The organism is Paenibacillus dauci (assembly GCF_000971985.1).
Lineage (GTDB): Bacteria > Bacillota > Bacilli > Paenibacillales > Paenibacillaceae > Saccharibacillus > Saccharibacillus dauci.
This window is the reverse complement of record NZ_LAQQ01000005.1, coordinates 356,047-378,750: the sequence shown is the minus strand read 5'-3', so window position 1 is coordinate 378,750 and position 22,704 is coordinate 356,047. Positions and strand designations below refer to the sequence as shown.

Sequence of the window (22,704 nt, the reverse complement as noted above, 5' to 3'; positions counted from 1 at the left end):
CGACATTTATTAATCCCACCAAAAATACCAGGCTGTTGAATGCTTCAAATGACTTGCTAGACTGCGGATAGTAGCTGTAGACTCCTCTGCCTGATAGACACGATCGCTGCAAAAGGCAAAATGTTCTCTTGCCAGCAATTCAGCCACGTGGTTATCTGCAGGTGGAAGAGTCAGCTTCAATTCCCAGGTATCATGAGAAACAATAGCAGGTATAGCTCCATAATGGTCATACCAGTATTTGAACACCGCTACCTGTTCTTCAGGAGGTGGACAATCATTAAATCCTCCCATAGGTACCCAGGCCGCCAGCTCCCAGGCTGCCATAGTCGGAATACGCGCGATAATAATCTCGGAATACGGTACTGTTCCATTCAGATAACTATACAGCTCATGCTCTGCTACTGCAGGAATGAAATCTCCATATAAATCAGAATGTTCATCATCAAACTCATCTTCGTCTGCAATGCTGTCTTTCCAGCGCTGTTCAAGTAATTGAGGAACATGGATCTGCATAGCATCCTTGATTACCTGTTGACGAAAATAATGGATACGATCAGGTGAAGGTTCATCTTCGATTTCTTCGAGAACATATTCAAACATTTCTGCCAGAACATTACTGACTACAATAATAAGAGGAATAAATCCGTCCTGCTTACCCTGTTTACTCATCCGTTCATAGGCTTCCACAATAAATGCTCCATCGTTGGTATTTTCAAATAATTCATATTCACAATCTAGATAATCCAATATGTACTGACAATCATTCGTCATAGTTATTCTCCTTTGATCAATTCATAACTACTATAAGATTGATCATTTTGAATGATATTTTCTTCATTGTAAACCTAGCTGCAAAAGGAACACGATTTTTGTATTTATGACAGTTCCAACAAGCAAAAGACACAAATTCTTCGTACCTGACACAAAACAGTCAAAAGCAATACGATATTGTAAATAATCATCGGATCGTTTGGCTGGTTAGATTTGGACAAAATAGATAAAAATTAAAATTGGAAATCTATACCTGACTATTGTAGAATGGGAATTGTAAAGCGGATCACAGTTCGAATAAGGGGGCATGAACAGCTAAGTATTACTTCAAATGATGCTCAATGTCATGGACAAACTCTTGCTAGACGATTTGCTAAAATCGCATTTTTTTGATTAGTAGTCATATTCGGCTTTAATCAGGCTAAAAAACCTGAATTATTCTTTACACATGACAAAGAAAACGTTTTCTTAACTCAGCATCGCTTATCCTCCCTGATAGTCCCATTTTAGACTATTTTGTGATTAATCAGATAGAGGTATAATTGAAAGTGTTGCAATTCCGTCACAAAAATATTCACAAAAAATTCAAGACGGAGGGAATCCTCGATGACAATCGACGAATCGAACAGACCATCATTATGGCAATCCTATTACGGGCCCAATCTGGGGTACGTACAGGAGCAGTATGAAAAGTACAAACAAGATCCTAATTCGGTTGATGAGGGATACCGCGCATTATTCGAACAACACGGGGAACCTGTAGCGCCTGCCGCAGCTTCTGGCCAGGCAGCAGACAATGGTACTAGTACCCCGGGCAAAGTAGACACTAATTTACTAAAGAAAGCGGTTGCAGCGGAACGATTAGTTTGGAATATCCGTACATACGGACATTTGGCAGCAGATATCGACCCGCTTGGACTGAGTACTCCGTCAGATGTACGTCTGCTTGATCCGCAGGAGTATGGATTAGGACAACGTGATCTGGCTCAGCTTCCTGCATCTCTCATCTGGGAAAATGCACCGGAAGAAGCTCGTGATGGATGGGAAGCCATTCAGATCCTGCGTCAAAAGTATACGGGTCCAATCGCTTACGAATTCTCCCATGTACATGATGAGAAAGAGCGCAACTGGCTGAATCGCCAGGTAGAGACCAACTCTTCTTCCCAGGCACTGAGTGATGAAGAGAAATTGGAATTGCTGCATCGCCTCGTAGAAGTAGAACAGTTCGAGGAGTTCTTGCACAAGACATTTGTAGGACAGAAACGTTTCTCAATCGAAGGTAACGATGCACTCGTACCGATGCTGGATACGATTATACGCATTGCTGCACGCGGTGGTGCAAGGCACGTACTGATGGGTATGGCTCACCGTGGCCGTCTGAATGTACTGGCACACGTACTGAACAAGCCTTATGGCAAAATTTTCTCCGAGTTCCAGCATTCACCGAATAAAGATATGATGCCGTCGGAAGGTTCTATGGGCATTAACTTTGGCTGGACCGGCGACGTTAAATACCATCTGGGTGCTCGTTATTCGATGACCGAGGAAGGGCAGAGCTTTGAGACTCGCCTGACGCTGGCGAATAACCCGAGTCACCTGGAATATGTCAATCCTGTAGTTGAAGGCTTCACACGTGCAGCACAGGATGACCGCAGTGAAAAAGGATACCCGCGTCAAGACAAGGATAAGGCGGCAGCGATCATTATGCACGGCGATGCTGCATTTGCCGGTGAAGGTATTGTAGCGGAGACGCTAAACTTCAACCAGCTGCCTGGCTTCCAGAATGGCGGCACAATCCATATTATTGTCAATAACCGTCTGGGCTTCACCACAGACAGCAAAGACTCCCGCTCCACACATTATGCGAGTGACCTGGCCAAAGGCTATGAGATCCCGGTAGTGCATGTGAATGCGGATGATCCGGAAGCTTGTCTGCGTGCAGCAGAAATGGCGATGCAATATCGTAATCTGTTCAAAAAGGATTTCCTGATCGATCTGATCGGTTATCGCAGATACGGACATAATGAAGCGGATGACCCGGAAACGACTCAACCGCTGATGTATGGCAAAGTCAAAAATCATACGCGTGTCGCATCCCTCTACGGCAAAAAGCTGGCAGAGCGCGGAGTAGCAGACAGTCAACAGTATGAAAAATATAAAAATGAAGTACAGGATAGCCTGAAAGCTATCTATGAAGAAGTGAAAAACGATGACAGTCAGCAAGCATTTGGTCCAATGAATCCTGCTGGCGAAGGTGCTGCCAAAGCGTCTACCCAGACAGCGGTACCAGCTGATCTGCTCATGAAGATCAATCAGGGCCTGCTGACATGGCCGGAGAACTTTAGCGTGTATCCGAAGCTGCAGCGTATTCTGGAGCGTCGTACCAATGCACTGGCTCCGGATGGCAAAGTGGACTGGGGTCATGCCGAGACATTGGCGTTCGCTACCATTCTTGCGGAAGGCAAGCCAATCCGGATTACCGGACAGGATGCGGAACGTGCGACTTTTGCTCATCGTAACCTGGTGCTGCATGATGCCAAGACCGGTGAAGAGTTCTGTCCGCTGCATCGCCTGCCGGAAGCCAAAGCATCCTTTGCTGTGCATAACAGTCCATTATCCGAAGCAGCTGTAATCGGATTCGAATATGGTTACAATGTACATGCACCGGAGACACTAGTAATTTGGGAAGCCCAATACGGTGACTTTGTGAATGCTGGACAGGTACTGATCGACCAGTTTATCTCTGCCGGACGCAGCAAATGGACACAAAAGTCCAGTCTGATGATGCTGCTGCCGCATGGTTATGAAGGTATGGGACCAGAACACTCCAGTGCACGTCCGGAGCGTTTCCTGCAGCTGGCAGGCGAAAATAACTTCACTGTAGCCAATCTGACATCTGCTTCGCAGTATTTCCATCTATTGCGTCGTCAGGCACTCAGCACCGAGACCGAAGAAGCTCGTCCGCTCGTTGTGATGGCACCGAAGAGTCTGATTCGTAACCCTCGTGTAGCTTCTGCAGCGACAGAGCTGAGCGAAGGAAGCTTCAAGCTGGTCGTTGAACAGCAGGGTCTGGGTGACAAAAAAGAAGCAGTAGAGCGTGTTATTCTGTGTACGGGTAAAGTGGCAGTTGACCTGGAAGAAGCACTGGACAAGGAGAAGGACACCGACTTCTCCTGGCTGCATATTATCCGTGTGGAGCAGCTCTATCCATTCCCGAAAGAAGAAATTTCCAACATCCTATCCGGTTTTACCAACCTGCAAGAAGTCATCTGGGTACAGGAAGAGCCGAAAAATATGGGTTACTGGACATATATGGATTCCAGACTCCGTGAAGTGGCGCCTGCTGGCAGCCACGTGAGTTATATCGGTCGTCCGGAACGTTCCAGCCCGGCAAGTGGTTATCAGCATGTTCACGCTATCGAACAACAGCGCATACTAACATCAGCACTCAAACCAAATTCGTTGAAAAACATATCCCTGGGGAGGTAACCAGCTGTGAGCGAAATTAAAGTACCTGAAATGGGCGAGTCTATTACTGAAGGAACCGTATCGAAATGGGTAGTCAAAGAAGGAGATACTGTTAGTCAGGGTGATGTTCTGCTGGAACTGGAAACCGATAAGGTCAATCTGGAAATCAGCGCCGAAGAGGATGGAGTCATCGAATCCATTACCAAACAGGAAGGCGAGACCGTTCAGGTCGGCGAATCAGTTGGTGTGATCAGTGCAGGAGGCGGTGCCAAAGTACAGCCAAGCGCAGAGGCAGCTCCGGAAGCGCCACCTGCTCAAGAGACTGCTCCTTCATCCCAGCCTGCACAAGCGAATGAACAGGCTCGTGAATCCAAAACGGACCTGGCAGCTGCCGTAGCAGCAAGCAAGCCTGATAATGGCGATACAATCGCTACACCGGCTGCACGCAAATTGGCTCGTGAGCGTGGGATTGATCTGAATAGTGTACAGGGCAATGATCCTATGGGTCGCGTGAAGCATGACGACGTGCGCAAGCATGAAGACAAGCCAACCAACCTGGGTGCTGCACCGACCAAAACAGGAGGCTCTTCTGCGCCAGCAGCCAAATCTGCTCCGGAAAGCAATCCGTTAAAACCGGCTGATCGTGTACCTATGTCCCGTCGTCGTCGTACAATCGCCAATCGTCTGGTAGAAGCACAGCACAATGCAGCGATGCTGACTACTTTCAACGAAGTGGATATGACAGCGATTCTGGATGTACGCAAACGTCGCAAAGACAAATTCAAAGAGAAGCATGATGTAGGCCTTGGCTTTATGTCCTTCTTTACCAAAGCCGTTGTCGGCGCGCTCAAAACGTATCCAATGGTCAATGCGGAGATTGATGGCGACGATGTTATCATGAAGCATTACTATGATATCGGTATTGCCGTATCTGCCAAAGAAGGTCTAGTTGTACCGGTAGTACGCGATGCCGATCGTCTGGGCTTTGCCGGTATCGAGAAAGAAATTGCCAGCCTGGCATCCAAAGCACGCAGCAATACACTGTCCCTGGCTGAACTGCAGGGCGGTACATTCACTATCACGAATGGCGGCGTATTTGGTTCCCTGCTGTCGACACCAATCCTGAATGCTCCACAGGTAGGTATCCTGGGCATGCACAAAATCCAGCTGCGTCCAGTGGCAATCGATGCAGAACGTATGGAAAACCGTCCGATGATGTATATCGCCCTTTCCTACGATCATCGTATTATCGATGGTAGCGAAGCAGTAAGCTTCCTGGTCAAAGTAAAAGAATTGCTGGAAGATCCGGAAACCCTGCTGATCGAAGGTTAATACCTACAATTAAGTATATTTACAGAAAAAGCCTAGCCAATGTGGCAAGGCTTTTTCTTTGTGCTGGCTTGAATTTGGTATATGAAAAGAAATACCTAAACAGCATACTGCCAAAAGAAATACAACTAAAAAGGTACCCTCCAAGGGTACCTTTTTAGCTTCAAACGATTAAAATGGAATGGAGGTCATATCGATTAGTTTTCGTGTTTTTTCTCTTGAGCAGGAGGCTGTGTACGTTTGGTACGAGATAGCTCTCTAGCATCAGCATTCAATACTTTTAACAGGCTTATAGCCATCATTATAATGACCAGAGAGAAGGGCAGTGCAGCAATAATCATCGTATTTTGAAGAGCCTGCAGGCCACCGGAATATAGTAGCACCAACGCAATAGCTGTAAGCAGCAACCCCCATACTATTTTCAAAGTATTATTCGGGTTCTGATCACCGTTGGTTGTCATCATAGCAAGTACAAATGTACCTGAATCGGCTGAGGTAATAAAGAAGATGGCAATCAGGCCGATTGCTACAACCGAAATCGCTGTGCCCCAGGGAAACGTTGAGAGCATTCCAAACAAGGATTCCTGAGTAGCCAGTGCTGAGATAATCTTGGTGCCGCTGCGTTCGATCGAAATAGCAGAACCGCCAAATACAGAGAACCAGAGGAAGCTGATCAGCGAGGGTGCCAGCAGTACATAAGTAACAAATTCACGAATCGTACGTCCTTTGGATACCCGGGCAATAAATATCCCTACAAATGGAGACCAGGCAATCCACCAAGCCCAGTAAAAGATAGTCCATACATTGATCCAATGACGATTCTCCGAATTTAATGGAGCCAGACGGAAACTCATATTCACAAAGTTTTGCAAATATTTGCCCAGTGTATCGGTGAATAGATTCAATGTAAATAACGTAGGTCCGAATATAAATACAATCAAAAATACAACAGCGGCGAGCAGCATATTGGCATTGCTGAGGATTTTGATTCCTTTATCCAGTCCGCTTAATGCTGACATCATAAACAGTACGGTAACCGCCAGAATGATAATGAACTGACTAATCATATTCGAAGGAATACCGAACAGATAGGATAATCCGCCATTAATCTGCACAGCGCCAAAACCGAGAGAAGTAGCGACTCCCATAACGGTAGCAAGTACAGCAATTACATCAATAGCTTTGCCAAGAGGGCCTGATGCATGACGACCAATAACCGGCTTCAATGTGGAGCTGATCAATCCGGTCTCACCGCGTCGGAACATAAAGTAGGCAAGGCACAAACCAACCAGACCATAAACTGCCCAGGCGTGAATACCCCAGTGGAAAAAAGTATACTGCATGGCATCACGTACAGCCTGATCACTTCCGGTCTCTCCGGTGGGTGAACTGAGAGCAAAGTGACTGATTGGCTCAGCGGTTCCATAGAATACCAGTCCGATTCCCACCCCGGCACTGAACAGCATAGCGACCCAGGTTGGCCGGGAAAATTCCGGTTGATCATCCGGCTTGCCCAGCTTGATTTTACCTGCTGGGCTAACCAGCAGATAAATACAGATAGCGACGAAGGCCGTCACAATAATCAGGTAATACCAGCCAAAGGTATCCGTGATAAAGGATTCGGTATTACCGGTAGCAGTCTCAAATGCTTTGGGAGCGATCACTCCTATCACAACCAGCATCAGCAGAATAGCTGCTGATATATAAAATACACTTGATGCTTTTTTCATAAATTCATTAACAACTCCCATCTTTGATGTGCTCGCAGAGGGTATTTTAATTTGCGAGTTAGTTAAACAGTCTTTAAAAATCACAAAATTCCAGTGTGTGTTATTGATCTGATTCATTCTCAAAAGTTCTACAATATCAAGTCGATCTAGCATACAAATACATTGCAATGCACCTGTTAGGTGCAGTAGCGGTCTTCATTATAGCGAAACCCTAAAAACAATGCAAAAATGAAATTGTATAAATGATATAATGTAAGCGATACCAATACGGGTGTAAGAAGAAACTTAAAATTTTAAAATTATATTTCTTTACATCGAAGTATGGATAAATTCTGCAAAGAAATTATGTATTACTGTTCCTTTTTTTGAATTAATAAGTCAAGTTTATGCAAAATTTCATCGTCTTTTTTTAGTTTGCGACGCAGATTGATATCAATTCCAATGACACTGATGCATATTATTAGCAGAATTAGTATGATGAGGAGTTTCATTTATTCATTCCTTTCTGTAAAGATCAAGTTCATAAGACTTACGGAGGGAGGGGAGGATGGCTTGCTGGCATAGCGTGTAGTTGCAATCAATTCCTATAATACTCTACCCACGATTGCAGACAAAGTAAACAGACAGATGTAAATAATGAGTAAGATAGCAAAAGAGCATCTATATTTCGTTAAACTACAGAAAACAGGTATAATGTAAATAAAAGTATATTATACGAGGAGGAGTACATAATGATCATTGAAGAACGTGCTTATCATATCAAAGGACTGGACTATATTATTCGCTCTGCCAAAACCGAAGATGCCGCTACAATGTCAGAAGTACGACTTCAAATCGATGGAGAAACCGAGAATCTGGATCGCAGAAGAGGAGAGGCTTTTCTCGAACCGGAAGCATTTGAACAATTGATTCGCAACGACTCCGAGAAGGAGACCAATCTGTTTTTGGTAGCAGAGACAGCCAATCAAATTGTAGGATTCTCCAGATGCGAAGGCAGTCCATTAAGCCGACTGGCGCATAAGGTAGAGTTCGGTGTAGGTGTACTGCGGGATTACTGGGGACATGGCATCGGCAAGCATCTGCTCGAACAATCCATTTCCTGGTCAGATGCAACAGGTATCCAGAAGATGACGCTGAATGTATTGGAAACCAACGTGAATGCGATTGAATTATACAAAAAGGCCGGATTTGAAATTGAAGGCGTATTGAAACGCGATCGCCTGCTGGCAGACGGAAATTATTATAATACTATCGTCATGGGACGATTTAGAGTGTAATTTAGTTTGATGTTTTGCTACTATTTATCGGCTGATCGAGGTCACAAAAGAATAATAATAAATATCATGCCAGTTGCCGTCTAACCTTGGACGCGACTGGCTTTTTGCTGCATATACATATAATTACGTATCCAAGCAAGACAGTAAGGAAGATTAAACTTTAAAAAGGATGGGTATATTGAATTTACGGAAGTACAACATAATTATACAGAAACGGATCATCATCCGGCGTACAGAACAGAAGAGTCATGGACCAGTTGCAAAAGAACAGCTTGTTCATGAACGGATCGTATCGGCCTACAACAGCATTATATTTTGCAGCCGCACAGCCAGACTCCTTCTACATAGCGTACGGGAAATAAAAAGGAGTGGGGTACTATGCAACAAGGGAATAACGATGCCGCCAGTCAAAAGGCATTCCTTCGCAAGATTGTTCTTATTTCCACATTGGGTGGATTATTGTTTGGTTATGATACCGGAGTGATCAATGGTGCGCTGCCGTTTATGTCTGCACCGGACCAGCTTAATCTGACTTCTTTTACACAGGGACTGGTTACCAGCTCATTGCTGCTTGGTGCAGCTTTTGGTGCTGTACTGGGTGGACGATTGTCCGATGCGATTGGACGTCGCCGCAGTATTAAATATCTGGCCGTACTGTTTTTCTTTGCTACTATAGGAGCAGCATTATCCCCGAGTGTACCGGTAATGGTCGCTTGTCGCTTTATTCTGGGACTTGCTGTCGGCGGCGCTTCGGTTACTGTGCCTTCCTATTTGGCCGAGATCTCACCAGCCAATCAGCGCGGCGGTATTGTTACGCGTAACGAGCTGATGATTGTCAGCGGTCAGCTGCTTGCTTTTATTTTTAACGCTATTCTGGGTACCACAATGGGTGACAATACCCATATCTGGCGTTATATGCTGTCTATTGCTTCTATTCCTGCGATCTTCCTGTTTATCGGTATGTTCCGTGTACCAGAAAGTCCTCGCTGGCTCGTCACACAGGATGAAAATAAACGCGCATTTCGTATTCTCAAAAGAATGCGCAGCGAGAAACAAGCGATTCGTGAGATTAAAGAGATTACAGCTAATACAGAAGTGGAAGAAGAAACGGAAAGAGCCGGCTTCAAAGACATGGCGATTCCGTGGATTCGCCGTATTGTACTGATCGGTATTGGTATCGGTGTCGTTCAACAGATTACCGGAGTGAACTCGATTATGTACTATGGTACCGAGATTCTCAAGCAGTCTGGCTTTGGTACCAATGCTGCATTGATTGGTAATATCGCGAATGGTGTAATTTCTGTAGCAGCTACTTTCTTCGGCATGTGGGTAGTAGGTAAAGTAGGACGTCGTCCGATGCTGATCACCGGCCTTGCTGGTACGACCAGTGCGCTGCTGCTGATCGCAATTCTCTCGAATATGTTAATAGGTACTGCTGCTCTGCCTTATGTGATTTTGGGATTGACCGTGACATTCCTGGCATTCCAGCAGGGTGCGGTATCACCTGTTACCTGGCTGATGCTATCCGAAGTATTCCCGCTCAAATTACGCGGATTCGGTATGGGAGTAAGTGTATTCTGCAGCTGGATGGTTAACTTTGCTGTAGGACTGTTATTCCCGGTATTATCCGGAGCATTCGGTTTGTCTGCTACGTTCTACATTTTCGTAGTGCTGGGAATTCTGGCTATTGCTTTTGCTGCCAAATTCTTGCCGGAAACCCGTGGTCTTACACTGGAACAGGTAGAAGAGAAAATTCGCAGCTTTGGCAAAAAACGTGTAAAAGCAGCACCAGAGGCTACTGTTAAATAATAGAATGTATCTCCATATTCAGCATAAATAATAAGAGAAGAAGAAAGATTCTGCATACGCTGCAGAGTCTTTTTTCTTCTATATAGTAAAGATTAGATAAAAAGTGAGAAGGGTATACAAAGGATATGCTTCTCATAAATGACATATGGTCATTGCCGCTTGTAAAATCAGGCGATTGTCATACATAGGCATCGCTGCAGCAGATCATGATCAAGAGAGAAGTAAGCCTCTAATGACGAAAGGAGCAGATCAACAAATGAGACAGCAGACACGAATCGGTACAACCGAACTAATGGTAACTCCAATTGGACTCGGTACCAACAAAGTCGGAGGACATAATCTGTTTCCGAACCTGAAAGATGAGGAAGGCAAAGATATTGTAAGACGTGCATTAGAGCTAGGTATCGACTTTCTGGATACTGCCTATATTTATGGACCGGAACGATCGGAAGAACTGATCGGCGAAGTATTGCAGGAGACTGGTCAGCGTGAAAATGTCGTTATCGCTACCAAAGGTGCTCATCGTATTCAGGGAGAAAAAACAGTATTCGATAATTCGCCAGCTTTCCTGCGGCAATCGGTAGAAGATAGCCTCAAACGGCTGCAGACGGATTATATTGATCTGTACTATATCCATTTCCCGGATAAGGATACCCCCAAGGATGAAGCGGTTGGTGAACTGAAGAAACTTAAAAATGAAGGCAAGATCCGTGCGATCGGTGTATCCAACTTCTCACTGGAACAGCTTCAAGAAGCGAACCGACATGGCGACGTAGATGTACTGCAATCCAATTACAATCTACTGGAACGTGAAGTAGAGCAGGAATTTTTCCCTTATCTGCTGGAAAATAAAATCTCCTTTGTTCCTTATTTCCCACTGGCTTCTGGATTGCTGGGCGGTAAATATACCAAAGACACACCATTAAGCGATAGTCAGAAGAAAAAGCCGCTGTTCCAGGACGGCAATTATGAACAGAATCTGGATAAAATCGACCAGCTGCGTAGTATTGCGGAAGAAGTAAATTCTGCAGTTGCCAACGTAGCGCTCGCATGGTATCTTACACGCGGCTGTATTGATGTAGTCATCCCGGGTACCAAGAATCCGCAGCAGCTGGAAGACAACCTGAAAACGCTGGATATTCATCTATCCGAAGAACAGATCAAGCGGATTGATCAGATATTTGCAATCTAAGCCCAAATAAGATGTTCAACATCTGTTTAACATCAAAAGAGAGCAGTAACAGCAGATTATATAAAGCAGAACGTATCCTAAATAGGCTATAAGATGGGTGCAGAAGCTATAATAGAAAGCACCATCACAAAAAAAGGCAGAGAAGAATCATCTTCCTGTCTTTTTTTGATTCATTTTTACAATTTAATTGGTGTTTATTTATAAGGTATAAAAAATTAACACATGAAAAATTCAAATAAATAATCTCGATTTTGGCATACTAATTTCGAATTGCATCATACAAATCGTTATAATGGGAAGAAGAAACGGAACCTACATGTATTGTGTTCCGAAGCCAAGGAGCGATCATTACGATGATTGGAAAACACAACTCCCGTCAATCCAAAAACCATCCTACTTTTGTCGCCCTTCACGGCAGGCGTATCTTGTATCTCTTAACAGGTATACTAACAATGCTGCTGGGTCTAGCATCGCGGCGTTATGCAGCTATGCTGCCGAACTGGCTGGCTGTTCATGCGGGTGACGCGCTATGGGCAGCGATGATTTACTGGGGATTACGATTGCTGAGCTGGCCACGATCTTGTGTATTCGCAGCTATAGGTGCGTTATTATTCAGCTATCTTATTGAATTCAGCCAGTTATATCAGGCTGAGTGGATCAACTCTATCCGTCATACAACACTGGGAGCATTGATTCTCGGAAAAGGATTTCTGGTGGCAGATCTGCTGCGGTATACAGCCGGTATCCTGATAGCGATAGCACTGGATGTGCTGATCGTTCGATTCAGCTTATCTACCAAAATCATACATAGACAGGAGAGATAAAATGGCTTCATTTCTGCCTGACAAAAAAGAAAATAATAGTTCTTTCCCGGATTCCAATAAGCAAGACCAGGTAAACAATATTGCAGAAAATCCGCCGATATCCCTTAAACAGGAACTGGAAGGAGAATCGGATTCCTTTATCCTGAAGCTGCGTGTGGATCTGCGCTGGGAGCCAGGTCATGCACTAACCTTGTTGACTGCTCTGTATTCCTATATTTATTCTACGACAGGAGCAGATAGCTTGGATCGTCAGACAGCAGGAGAGATGTGGCAGCTGATTCAATTTATCCAAAATTGGTCCTCTCATCCAAGCTTTCGGGGTGGTAATCCATATCCTGATGAATATTACAATGGCGTTTATGAAATTTTGTTTTGGCTGGGTGACTGGTATTTTACCGGTGAATGTCCATTTACCGAACCCGAAGCCATGCTCGAAGAAATTCAGCATCTGCAGCAGATACTGACAGATTAAGTTCGTATTATGACGTATTGGGGTCTAATCTATATTCTGCAGGTGAAGATGTGGCAGCAATGCATCAATCAGTAGAGTGCTTGGCTAGTGTCAATGACAGTGATAGTGCTAGATTACTTGTACTATATCCTGTATAGCTGCTGTATATAGCATATTGTCTGAATATATCAGTATCTGATCACGACGGAAATCGCTGTAAGCCAGATCAAGCAATTGATGATTTGCCCCCTGCAATCGTATGGATGTTTTGCCTGTGAGACGACCTGGTTGTTCGCGTTTCTTGAAGAAAAGCTGGTTGCTGTCGTTGTAACCGCCTCGGAACAGAAAATGATAGCCATCTGTACAAAAACCTGAAGAGCCGGAAATCTGTGGATTGATCCATTCCAGCTGTGGATTTGCTGTTCCACCTGTAATATGACCCAGCATAAAGTCTGTATAATAATAAAACCAAATGTCTTCATCACTAACCACATTTAGTGCGTAACAATCCATAATATCCGCCTGATCATTGGTATATAACCGGTTTCCCTGTGCATCCCAGGCGAGCAGGCCTGCCTGACCAACTGGTGGATTCCAGCCGTAATTTCCAAAAATACCTTCATCAAAATAACCGGTCCAAATCGTACCTTCAGAAGTCACCTGTACATGCTCGATACCATCACCAAGCAGGAAGTCATGGAGAACATGACCATATCTATCACAGACTCTGGCATTTAGATCATAGCGGTTATGACCATAATAATGACAGCGTGCACCAACAAGCAGCAATTGATCCTGTAAAGGCTGTATCTCATGGTAATGAAATGACTGATTGGTCAGTACGACTTCATGAATTTGTCCTTCGTCTATAATCAGTATTTTGTATGTCCGTGGTGCATTTAGAGAAGCTTGCACAAACATACCCTTGATTCTGTCGGGGATCCGGTCGATCAGCAATACAAATATACGCTGATCCGGACCAAGTCGAACAGACTGTATTGTATACCCTTCGATATAACCAGTAAGATCAATTGTTGGTTGTAGTTGCACCTTAATATTCGTTTTCGACATGATAAACCTCCTGTTTAATGCAGAATGCAAAATATAAACCAGTCCAATCAAAGCTTGTCTGCTTAGTATGGTGCCGTTAGCATAAAATCACCAGGGCACAAGTATGGCGACAGTAAGCTTTGTTGAGCAGGAAGCATTCACTACATACATCCGATAAACGCAGGGAGGGAAGCAGAAGTAGAAAATAAGGACGATCTGTTTTGGATAAAGCGAAACATCATACAGCTATTGTCAGGCATTCATTGTGGAATGAAAATAAAAAAGGAGGGACTACAAATGGATTCCGTAGCAGTACAGAAAATTATGGAGGCGATCGAAAAAGGTAAAATGAGGGGATACGAACAGATTATTGCGGGTTCACCAACAGATAAAAATCCAACCGGTGAACCCGCTAATCTGATTCAATATGCTTTACAAAAAAGAGGAGATATATATGTTGCTTATTTTTTCATGATTGCCGTTGACCGAATGCATCTATATGAAGATGAAGCGATCGAACAATCGGTTTCTTTTGACGAACGGAGTCAGGCGATCGACTTTTTGATTACCCGGGGAGCGAAGATCGAGCGGTTTGCTCCTTTTCGAGGACAGCAACCATTCTAATCGGACAGCTTAACGGGACTGTATATCCTGCCAGAGCTGGCTGTTTAGATATTGCTCCTGCTCGGTTACATCTTCACCAAACCAATCTGGCGCCTGATACGCATGGAATTCATCTTCGCTGTCGAATTCGATCTCGATCGTCATCAATCCTTGCTGAACCGTATTATGGTAGATATCCATATCATAGGTACGACCGTCCAGCAGCACTTTATGACGTGTTTTCTTGAGCGGAGTGACCTGCAGACGTTCCGTCAACTGCTCATACATCTCCTTGCCAATCTGGAATTCTGTCTCGTCGCGCGAGATGCCGCGTCCGGCTTTGTGAGTCATGGTAAATGTCTCTTCGCCATTACTCAGCAGCCGGCGTACACGCAAGGACTCACTTTCCGTAGAAGCGAGATACGTCTGGTCGATCTCCTGGGTACGTGTAATATGGAGATTGTCCGGATAGCTGGTGAGCAGATATTTACGTTCGATTTCCTGTGCCATAATAAGCCTCCTGAATAATAGGGTCAGTCATTATTTCGTAGACGAAGCAGAGATGCTCGGATCAATGTCGTCTGTTTGCAATAGGGCTTGATTTACTTTTATAATACTATAGAATGATTCGAATGCCGAATTATGAAGTGGAATGGTCTTATATGGCTAGACCAGATATAGAATAAACCAATGAGCACGATCGTTTTAGAGGCAGGTTATTCATTGCTATACCATACATATAATGAGGTGACGTTATGAAGCTGGCAGAAGCACTGATTTTGCGTTCTGATTTGCAAAAACGTTTTGAACAGGTCAAATACCGCCTGAACAACAACTCCAAAATACAGGAAGGGGAACAACCTTCCGAACAGCCTGCAGATTTATTAAAGGAAATGGATCAGCTATTGGGCCAGTTGGGACTCCTGATTCAGCAGATTAACCGGACCAATAATACGGTCATGCTGGACGATACACGCACACTCGCGGATGCGCTGGTAGACCGTGATATATTGTCCATGCGTCGCAAAGCACTGGCTGATCTAGCCCAGTCGGCGAGTATACGGCAGGATCGATTCACACGTACGGAGGTTCGTTTTATATCTACTGTAAATGTAGCCGAACTGCAGCGTGAAGCAGATCAGCTCGCCAAAACCCACCGTGAACTGGATACACGCATTCAGGAACTGAACTGGCTTACCTCATTATTTGACTGATTGGTTGTCGTAGAGTAGCCCAGGCTCAGTAAAGACATTTCCTACAAAATAAAAACAGGATTCCTGCAAGCAGGTAATTGCCGTATAAAGTGAGCACAAGCCGCCAACTGGTTAAGTTGGAAGTGGTAGGGGTGAGGGGCCACCCCGTGAGGTTCGAATCCTCATATCACCAATATGCCTTGTACCGTTACATGTGTACACCTTACACATACACTTTACTACCACGTGCTGGTTATCCGGTTGATGAGGGCGGGTCAGGGGATTTGCAGGATTCTGTTAAAATTAGAGATTTCCCACAGATTAGTGTACAATAAACAAGCAGTCTATTGAGAATGATTATCAGGGAGGAACACTCATGTCTATATCTGAAAGTATCCGTAACCGCCGTTCAGTCGGTAAAGTCAAACCTGATCCTATCGCACGTGAACAGATCGAACAAATTCTGGAAGCAGGCATCTGGGCACCCAATCACCGTCTGACCGAGCCGTGGAAGTTCTTTGTGCTTGAAGGGGATGGCCGTTACAAACTGGGCGATGCGCTCGTTAATGTAGCACGTGCTGAAGGAGCAGACGAAGCCAAAGCAGCTTCTGCCCGTGACAAAGTAGAACGTGCTCCGGTCATCATCGCTGTAGCGGTAGAGCCGGTTGATAATTCCAAAGTGATCGAGCTGGAAGAATACGGAGCTGTTTTTGCAGCGATTCAGAACATGCTGTTGGAGATTCACGAGCTAGGACTGGGTGCAGTATGGAGAAGCGGCGAGCCGTGTTACCATGCCGAGATGAACAAAGCATTCGGATTGAGCGAGAAGGGCAAAATGCTGGGCTTTATCTATCTGGGAGTGCCTGAGCGCACCGATCTGACAAGCAAACGTACACCATTCGCCGAGAAAACCGAATGGATCAGTGAGTATACCAAATAATCAGATCGTGCATTTCAAAAGCTATAACAATTGCGGTACAGTCTAGTCGCAAATACAGGCATTAATAAACAGTCCTTCCATATCCGCTGCCGAGATCGGCAGACGTTATCATGGTACAGGACTGTTTTTGATTACTTGCTACTATTATTATATGAGATGGGTTACTTTGATTGGTCAATAAGGCCACAGATAAAGTTCCACAGAAAGATCCAATAAATCCAGGATATATTACATATACATAGAGGAATAAAAAGATATAAAGGAGGTTGTTTCCTTGCTGCGTCTACCGGTATGTCCAAAATGTGGTCATTCCTGCTCATGGAAAGAAGCATTTAAAATGACATTTACAGGGTCTAATGCACTCTGCCCCCGTTGTAAAAGCGAAATATACTTTACATGGGCTACAATTATTGTAAATGCAATTCTGGGTTCGACTCTTCCACTGCTTATTATGTTTGGGATGAGCGGGGCAGGACAGCCGCTGGGAAGGATCATAGGGTTTGCAGGTGTTTATTTTACTGTCTATCTACTGCTTATGCCTTATATCAGCACGTATAAGCCGAACAAATAACTGTAATCCCAAAATGGAAAAAAACCGGAGCTTCTTACCAGTAATGAAAAGTAAGGTAATATAAATAAACTCATAAAAAAGACGGAGCTTGGTTCCTTATAGTTTTACACAGCTACATAGTTTTACAGAATGTAGACGTTCTATTTGTTACCCTTCATCCTGCCTACTATTTTACCAACAGGAGATGATCTCAATATGAAACTACCGACTTGCCCTAACTGCCAGCACCGATTCACATGGAGAGAAGCTTATCATGCTGCAGCCAAGACCAAGCGTTTTACCTATTGTCCGAACTGTCAGACTACCTTATATCCGACAGCCAATTCGCTTACCAAATCAGCGCTTGTCCTTGCCATTTTGCAGCTTGTGCTCATTATCCTTTTACCCAGTATGGATGTATCGATTGGTATAGCCATACTGGTACTGGCGATCTATCTGGTTGTATTTGTATTATATTTGCCATTTGGTTACCGGTATAAAGAGTACGAAGATTCATTGTTCAAACTATAAACTTTAAAATAGCTGAATTCTGGGAATTATGTCTATCCATAGAGGGTGAAATGGAGATAACCTGCATAATTCCCCGAATAATAGTTAACCGGAGCTCTGGTTTGTGGTAAGATGGGACACGACCATAAATCAATGAAACGGAGAAATTCACAACATGACTGAAAAACCGCGTTCCCAGAAGGGGAACTTTTCTTCCCAAAAGCCATCCAGGTCTTCACACCCGGAGGCACCAAAACATCGTTCGGACCGTCCATCCTCCCCGGCAAACTCTGCCAATACCCGTTCATCCAGACCAAGCTCGCCATCCTTGCCGATCGACAGCAAGCCCAATTCCCGTCAGAACGGCAAACAAGGCGGATTTGGATCTTCGACTGCATCGCGTTCAGGCAGCACATCATCCAGCTTCAAAGGTAACAACAGCTCAAAACCGCCGTATGTTAAAAAGCAGAATAATGCGCCTGTCAAAACGACAAGTCGGGATAATGCAGAAGAATTGCGTAATGGGGACAGCATTATCGTAACGATCAAACGACTCGGAATCAACGGTGAAGGTGTAGGCTATTATCGCCGTAAAGCAGTCTTTGTTGATGGAGCACTGCCTAATGAAGTAGTTAAGGCACAGGTAACCGAGACTCGGCCCAAATTCATTAAAGCAACTATTACCGAGATTGAGAAAAGATCTCCGCAGCGTGTAGAGCCGCCATGTCCGGTGTTCCATATTTGCGGCGGCTGCCAGATCCAGCATATCTCCTACGAAGGACAGCTGCAGGCCAAAACAGATATTGTACATGAAGCTTTCAGCCGCTATGCAGGTCTGGAAAAGGTGAAGATCAAGTCTATGCTCGGTATGGAGCATCCATGGGCTTACCGTAACAAAGCCCAGCCTCAGCTGGGACGCGATCAGGATCAGAATGTAATCGCTGGTCTGTATGAGATTAACAGTCATGATATCGTCGATATTAGTGGCTGTCCGATTCAGCATCCAGCTATCAATAATGCAATCGAGATTGTTAAATCTGCATTGGAAGATCTGCAGATTCCGCTTCACAAGGATAATGGTTCACGGGATGGCGTACGTACGATTGTCGTTCGTTATGGATTCCAATCCAATCATCTGCAGATTACGCTGGTAACGACCAGCCGTCAGCTGCCTCGCCAGGACGAGCTAATCCAGGCGTTGCGTCTGTCTGTACCGGATGTAACCAGCATCGCTATCAATGTGAATCCAAAGAAAACGTCGCTTGTCTTTGGGGAGCATACGGTAACCCTGTGGGGGCAGGATACCATGCTCGAATCACTGGGTGATCTGGAATTCGCCCTGTCACCAAGAGCGTTCTTCCAGCTGAATCCACAGCAGACCGTCAAGCTGTATGAATCGGTTCGTGCGGCTGCTGGACTCACCGGCAAAGAGCTGGTTGTTGATGCTTACTGCGGGACTGGTACAATCGGTCTGTGGCTCGCACCGTATGCCAGAGAAGTGCGCGGCATCGAGATGATCGCAGAAGCCGTTGATGATGCGAACAAAAATGCTTATCACAACAACCGCGATAATGCTAGCTTCTACGTCGGCAAAGCCGAAGAGCTGCTGCCACGCTGGGTGAAAAAGGGCATGAGCCCCGATGTAATCATCGCCGATCCACCGCGTACCGGTCTGGAACAGCAGTTCCTGGAGACAGTGCTGAAGACCAAGCCGAAGCGGTTTGTATATGTATCTTGTAATCCGTCTACACTGGCCAAAGACTGCAAAGTACTGCTGGATGGAGGATATGAGATCCAGTGGGTACAGCCTATCGATATGTTCCCGCAGACGAGTCATGTCGAAGCGGTAACACTGTTGGTACGTAAAGACGCTTAATTTTAATTCAAATGAAAAAAAGCCAAAAGAGGATGAACCTTTTTTGGCTTTTTGATTTGTTTTATGCAAGAATGCTCATTATCTTTGCGAAGTAGAAAAACTTCCTAGTGACACGGAAGCAGCTTTTTCCTATTCCGATAATAATCTCGACTATAGCATCAATTTAGATCCATCTACTCATCGTATTATTTTTTCAAGTTACGAGAAAACAAATGTGAAAACGGATGGTACCAATTTCTCTTCGTTGGTAGCTTCAAAAAACTTGAAATATCTCGCAGGTTATTCCATGCTTCAGCAACAAGATGATATTCCAAATGTGTATTTGTATGATAAGAAAGGGAAATTAATTCTTAAAAAACCGCTCGCTAACGAGAAGGAAGCTGTAGAAAATATTCTTGTCACAGATAGTGGATCGATTGTATATACTACTAATACCAATAAGCTGGTTGTTGTAGATCAAAAAGGCAACATACGTGCTAACGTACAACTAGAGAGTCTCAAGTACCAACCTGACGACAAAATCCGTTTAGATGAAAATAACCATCTTCATTATTTAGACCAAGTATATAGTCTGCAAGGAGAAAAAATAGCCGATTTCGATATATACGCTAACTATTATTACAACAAGTCGAAAGGAAATCTGTTTGCACACAAAGTCGGAGATGACGGCACTACACAAATAAGCCGCTACACGATCAATAATTAAATGCAGAATCTATAAGGCAGAAAAAGACCTTTTTATTTGAGAAGGTCTTTTTCTAATGAGCATAGGGGCTATTACAATTTTCTACACTTGCTAAATAAATCACTTATAATGGAACATGTAGCTTCATTGTAGTCATTAGAGTTGCTTGTTTTATCGAAAAATAAGCAGGATTATAAAATAAAAAGTTGTTCAATTTCAAGGGTTAAGTTTTCACTTAATGCTTTTCACATAAATATTTTTAGAGCATCTTATATCCTTATAGATCTATTCAACACTAAATGGAGGATTACATTGAAAAACATTACAGCAGTATTAACCGCATTCTTTGCAGCTATTCTAATCTTCACTAGCACAACCGCGCACGCTGAAGGATTGAGCGTCACGAAGCAGTACAGCTACAAGCTGCCAAGAGGCATGGTGTTGAAGTCTGCAGAGTATTCTCCAGATGGACATATGTACCTGGCAGTTACCGATAGTAAAAGCAATGTTTCCCTGATCGCTGTGAATGCCAAAGGCAAGAAGGTCTGGAGCAAACCGATCGGGAACACGGTAGAAACTGGGTTGTGGGCAGATGAAAAAGACAATGTTTACTATAGTTACGTGCCGTGGGTTGGGAATAACACAATTATTATCAAAAGGAACAAATCAGGAAAAGTCTTATGGCAAAAAAAAATTGATTTTTCTTCGAACTTAAACAAAATAGGCGATTATTTAGTATTGAACGGATCGTACAACATAGTAATGCTAGATTTGAACGGGAAGAAAGTAAAGTCTGTTAGTAGTAATAGCATTATGACATTGACCTCTTCCTCTTACAATGTGAACTACGTAGATGCCTCTACACAAGACATCCAAAATACAATCTTAGCAAACAGCCAAGTCGTTAAAATAAAAGATTCAACTCTTTTTGACGTCATCGCCTCCCCGAATCTCAATTACCTGGCAGCGTATAATCTGTCTGAAGGTGTGAATGACGAACCAGATGTGTATTTTTATAACAATAATGGAAAATTAATCTACAAAAAACAAGTAAAGCAAAATTTTGTGGAAATCATAGATATGTATGTCACAGATAAGGGCGAAGTGGTATATACGACTTCACAGGAGGATCTTGTTGTATTAGATCGCGAAGGAAATGTAAAAGCATCGACGAAATTGGAGACAAAAAAATACCAAGAAGATGTTAGGATCCGCCCGGATGATAACAATCAGATCCACTACCTGGATAAAGTCTACAACCTCTCCGCAGAGAAGATTGCTGATTTCGGTATTGATGCTACTTACTACTACGCTAAACCAAACGGTAACCTGTTTACGTGCACGATCGAGAACGACAAAAGCACTACGCTTGCGTACTACACGCTAAATAAGTAACTATGATGGATAAATAAAACGGCAAAAAAAGACCTTTCTAAATAGAAAGGTTTTTTTACCGTTTTATTTTATATGCACCATAACCTTGGCTCCATATTGCTAATGAATTTCCTGATTAGTGTGCGAAGCCTTCTGAAACTGTCGTAGGAGTTGTACAGGCAAAAAAACATACTCGAACTAGGTTCAACCATTTCTCTATTTGATTTTTATAAAAAATGAGATGGTAAATCTTAATAAAAAGGAGCAATGCATTAAGAAGGAGTACAAAAAGGAAACAGATCCGTACAGCAGGTCTGTTTATATATATATTTGCTTCATGGTTTTCATCTGATATAATGTCTACTGGAAGAGCCAGCAAATGCAAAGGCAATTCTAACCGGCTTCAATACCTACCATAAAATAATGGGCATTTGATATCGATCTAGCGATAAACGGCTGTTATTTTGATTCTTATAATGTGCAATAAGACAGCTGGAAGTGAATACTACGTTGTGACCAATAACACATTAGCGGAAGATATAGTGGCTTATCCTGCAATACTTCGTTATATGAGTGACCTAATTATATCGTACAAAGAAACCAAGCACTGATCGAATATGGCTACCGATCAGTGCTTGATCTTTATCAGAAACCCCTCATCTTTCCATAAGGGTAATGAACGCCAATAGTCTTAAATAAAGCCGTTCTAACGCTCTCATGTAGCCTACATAAAGAGATAGCAAAGAAGATTCTCCATCTATCTAAAAGCAACTCAACAGAAGAGTAAGAATGAGACGTAAGGAAGGGGTGGTCACATCTATATTTGGTTATTTATCATCGACGCTGTTTTTGTATACGCACTCTTATTTTGGAGCAAGCTGTTCTATTGGTTGACAGAAGGAAATATCCCTTGGCTGCTACTTATCCTTTCACTCCTAATCATCCTGTCACTACCAATTATCACTCATCGCGTTATATTTCTAAAAAATAAAGATAGAGTAGGCAAGCTATTCCTTTTCAGCACAGCATGCATCCTTATTTTTCTAATGGATCCGTTCGTTTTACCGCTTTA

General features: G+C 43.7%; 19 protein-coding genes. 15 read left to right on the top strand and 4 right to left on the bottom strand.

The annotated features are described in order from the left end of the window. Positions 1-9: 9 nt before the first annotated feature. Positions 10-771, bottom strand: coding sequence for a DUF4253 domain-containing protein (locus WH46_RS19400; protein WP_046227992.1), 762 nt, complete (start codon positions 769-771; stop codon positions 10-12). 606 nt (positions 772-1,377) lie between these two features. Here WH46_RS19400 and WH46_RS19395 point away from each other — a divergent pair. Both WH46_RS19395 and odhB read left to right on the top strand, forming a co-directional pair. Beyond that, positions 1,378-4,260 (top strand): 2-oxoglutarate dehydrogenase E1 component, encoded by a 2,883-nt coding sequence (locus tag WH46_RS19395; RefSeq protein ID WP_046227991.1) that lies wholly within the window; start codon positions 1,378-1,380, stop codon positions 4,258-4,260. A gap of 6 nt (positions 4,261-4,266) precedes the next feature. Then, positions 4,267-5,571: a 2-oxoglutarate dehydrogenase complex dihydrolipoyllysine-residue succinyltransferase gene (odhB, locus tag WH46_RS19390; RefSeq protein WP_046227990.1), complete on the top strand. Its 1,305-nt coding sequence runs from the start codon at positions 4,267-4,269 to the stop codon at positions 5,569-5,571. A gap of 194 nt (positions 5,572-5,765) precedes the next feature. Here the strand turns inward: odhB and WH46_RS19385 are convergent, their stop codons facing one another. Then, positions 5,766-7,298 carry a glycine betaine uptake BCCT transporter gene (locus WH46_RS19385; protein WP_046227989.1) on the bottom strand — a complete coding sequence of 511 codons (1,533 nt, stop codon included), beginning with the start codon at positions 7,296-7,298 and terminating at the stop codon, positions 5,766-5,768. Between the two features lie 731 nt (positions 7,299-8,029). On the opposite strand from WH46_RS19385, the gene WH46_RS19380 reads away from it, so the two are divergent. The 5 genes from WH46_RS19380 (at position 8,030) to WH46_RS19360 (ending at position 12,872) form a co-directional block, all read left to right on the top strand. Next, positions 8,030-8,575 carry a GNAT family N-acetyltransferase gene (locus tag WH46_RS19380; RefSeq protein ID WP_046227988.1) on the top strand — a complete coding sequence of 182 codons (546 nt, stop codon included), beginning with the start codon at positions 8,030-8,032 and terminating at the stop codon, positions 8,573-8,575. Positions 8,576-8,953: 378 nt separating this feature from the next. Then, on the top strand, positions 8,954-10,384 hold the full coding sequence (locus tag WH46_RS19375) for a sugar porter family MFS transporter (protein WP_046227987.1): 1,431 nt from the start codon (positions 8,954-8,956) through the stop codon (positions 10,382-10,384). A 256-nt stretch (positions 10,385-10,640) separates the two neighbouring features. Beyond that, on the top strand, positions 10,641-11,576 hold the full coding sequence (locus tag WH46_RS19370; RefSeq protein WP_046227986.1) for an aldo/keto reductase: 936 nt from the start codon (positions 10,641-10,643) through the stop codon (positions 11,574-11,576). 353 nt (positions 11,577-11,929) lie between these two features. Beyond that, positions 11,930-12,400: a ribosomal maturation YjgA family protein gene (locus WH46_RS19365; RefSeq protein ID WP_082208463.1), complete on the top strand. Its 471-nt coding sequence runs from the start codon at positions 11,930-11,932 to the stop codon at positions 12,398-12,400. 1 nt (position 12,401) lies between these two features. After that, positions 12,402-12,872: a hypothetical protein gene (locus WH46_RS19360; RefSeq protein WP_046227985.1), complete on the top strand. Its 471-nt coding sequence runs from the start codon at positions 12,402-12,404 to the stop codon at positions 12,870-12,872. A gap of 108 nt (positions 12,873-12,980) precedes the next feature. On the opposite strand, the gene WH46_RS19355 is transcribed toward WH46_RS19360, so the two are convergent. Further along, a complete protein-coding gene (locus WH46_RS19355) occupies positions 12,981-13,922 on the bottom strand; it encodes a hypothetical protein (protein WP_046227984.1) in 942 nt (313 codons plus the stop codon). A 276-nt stretch (positions 13,923-14,198) separates the two neighbouring features. Here WH46_RS19355 and WH46_RS19350 point away from each other — a divergent pair, with 276 nt between their 5' ends. Beyond that, positions 14,199-14,525: a hypothetical protein gene (locus WH46_RS19350; RefSeq protein WP_046227983.1), complete on the top strand. Its 327-nt coding sequence runs from the start codon at positions 14,199-14,201 to the stop codon at positions 14,523-14,525. Between the two features lie 9 nt (positions 14,526-14,534). On the opposite strand, the gene WH46_RS19345 is transcribed toward WH46_RS19350, so the two are convergent. Beyond that, complete coding sequence (locus tag WH46_RS19345; protein ID WP_046227982.1) at positions 14,535-15,014, bottom strand: CYTH domain-containing protein; 480 nt, start codon at positions 15,012-15,014, stop codon at positions 14,535-14,537. Positions 15,015-15,259: 245 nt separating this feature from the next. Between WH46_RS19345 and WH46_RS19340 the strand changes: the two genes are divergently transcribed. The 7 genes from WH46_RS19340 to WH46_RS19310 all read left to right on the top strand — a co-directional run bounded on the left by WH46_RS19340 (position 15,260) and on the right by WH46_RS19310 (position 21,653). Beyond that, positions 15,260-15,718: a DIP1984 family protein gene (locus WH46_RS19340; RefSeq protein WP_046227981.1), complete on the top strand. Its 459-nt coding sequence runs from the start codon at positions 15,260-15,262 to the stop codon at positions 15,716-15,718. Positions 15,719-16,073: 355 nt separating this feature from the next. Then, the gene (locus WH46_RS19335) at positions 16,074-16,637 is read left to right on the top strand and encodes a nitroreductase family protein (protein WP_017814994.1); all 564 of its coding nucleotides are present in this window, start codon (positions 16,074-16,076) and stop codon (positions 16,635-16,637) included. A gap of 274 nt (positions 16,638-16,911) precedes the next feature. Next, positions 16,912-17,208 (top strand): TIGR04104 family putative zinc finger protein, encoded by a 297-nt coding sequence (locus WH46_RS24615; protein ID WP_046227980.1) that lies wholly within the window; start codon positions 16,912-16,914, stop codon positions 17,206-17,208. 195 nt (positions 17,209-17,403) lie between these two features. Beyond that, a complete protein-coding gene (locus WH46_RS19325; RefSeq protein WP_046227979.1) occupies positions 17,404-17,718 on the top strand; it encodes a TIGR04104 family putative zinc finger protein in 315 nt (104 codons plus the stop codon). Positions 17,719-17,872: 154 nt separating this feature from the next. Then, a complete protein-coding gene (gene rlmD / locus WH46_RS19320) occupies positions 17,873-19,573 on the top strand; it encodes a 23S rRNA (uracil(1939)-C(5))-methyltransferase RlmD (protein WP_046227978.1) in 1,701 nt (566 codons plus the stop codon). A 214-nt stretch (positions 19,574-19,787) separates the two neighbouring features. Next, on the top strand, positions 19,788-20,279 hold the full coding sequence (locus tag WH46_RS19315) for a hypothetical protein (RefSeq protein WP_156172318.1): 492 nt from the start codon (positions 19,788-19,790) through the stop codon (positions 20,277-20,279). 291 nt (positions 20,280-20,570) lie between these two features. Next, on the top strand, positions 20,571-21,653 hold the full coding sequence (locus tag WH46_RS19310) for a hypothetical protein (RefSeq protein WP_046227976.1): 1,083 nt from the start codon (positions 20,571-20,573) through the stop codon (positions 21,651-21,653). The last annotated feature ends 1,051 nt before the right edge of the window (positions 21,654-22,704 follow it).

Excerpts from the sequence above, each read along its gene's own strand:
- WH46_RS19355 (WP_046227984.1), bottom strand. The coding sequence starts at position 13,922 with ATGTCGAAAACGAATATTAAGGTGCAACTACAACCAACAATTGATCTT.
- WH46_RS19325 (WP_046227979.1), top strand. The coding sequence starts at position 17,404 with ATGAAACTACCGACTTGCCCTAACTGCCAGCACCGATTCACATGGAGA.
- rlmD (WP_046227978.1), top strand. The coding sequence starts at position 17,873 with ATGACTGAAAAACCGCGTTCCCAGAAGGGGAACTTTTCTTCCCAAAAG.
- WH46_RS19335 (WP_017814994.1), top strand. The coding sequence starts at position 16,074 with ATGTCTATATCTGAAAGTATCCGTAACCGCCGTTCAGTCGGTAAAGTC.
- WH46_RS19345 (WP_046227982.1), bottom strand. The coding sequence starts at position 15,014 with ATGGCACAGGAAATCGAACGTAAATATCTGCTCACCAGCTATCCGGAC.
- WH46_RS19350 (WP_046227983.1), top strand. The coding sequence starts at position 14,199 with ATGGATTCCGTAGCAGTACAGAAAATTATGGAGGCGATCGAAAAAGGT.
- WH46_RS19375 (WP_046227987.1), top strand. The coding sequence starts at position 8,954 with ATGCAACAAGGGAATAACGATGCCGCCAGTCAAAAGGCATTCCTTCGC.
- WH46_RS19365 (WP_082208463.1), top strand. The coding sequence starts at position 11,930 with ATGATTGGAAAACACAACTCCCGTCAATCCAAAAACCATCCTACTTTT.
- WH46_RS19360 (WP_046227985.1), top strand. The coding sequence starts at position 12,402 with ATGGCTTCATTTCTGCCTGACAAAAAAGAAAATAATAGTTCTTTCCCG.
- WH46_RS19385 (WP_046227989.1), bottom strand. The coding sequence starts at position 7,298 with ATGAAAAAAGCATCAAGTGTATTTTATATATCAGCAGCTATTCTGCTG.
- WH46_RS19400 (WP_046227992.1), bottom strand. The coding sequence starts at position 771 with ATGACGAATGATTGTCAGTACATATTGGATTATCTAGATTGTGAATAT.
- WH46_RS19340 (WP_046227981.1), top strand. The coding sequence starts at position 15,260 with ATGAAGCTGGCAGAAGCACTGATTTTGCGTTCTGATTTGCAAAAACGT.
- WH46_RS19395 (WP_046227991.1), top strand. The coding sequence starts at position 1,378 with ATGACAATCGACGAATCGAACAGACCATCATTATGGCAATCCTATTAC.
- WH46_RS19370 (WP_046227986.1), top strand. The coding sequence starts at position 10,641 with ATGAGACAGCAGACACGAATCGGTACAACCGAACTAATGGTAACTCCA.
- WH46_RS19380 (WP_046227988.1), top strand. The coding sequence starts at position 8,030 with ATGATCATTGAAGAACGTGCTTATCATATCAAAGGACTGGACTATATT.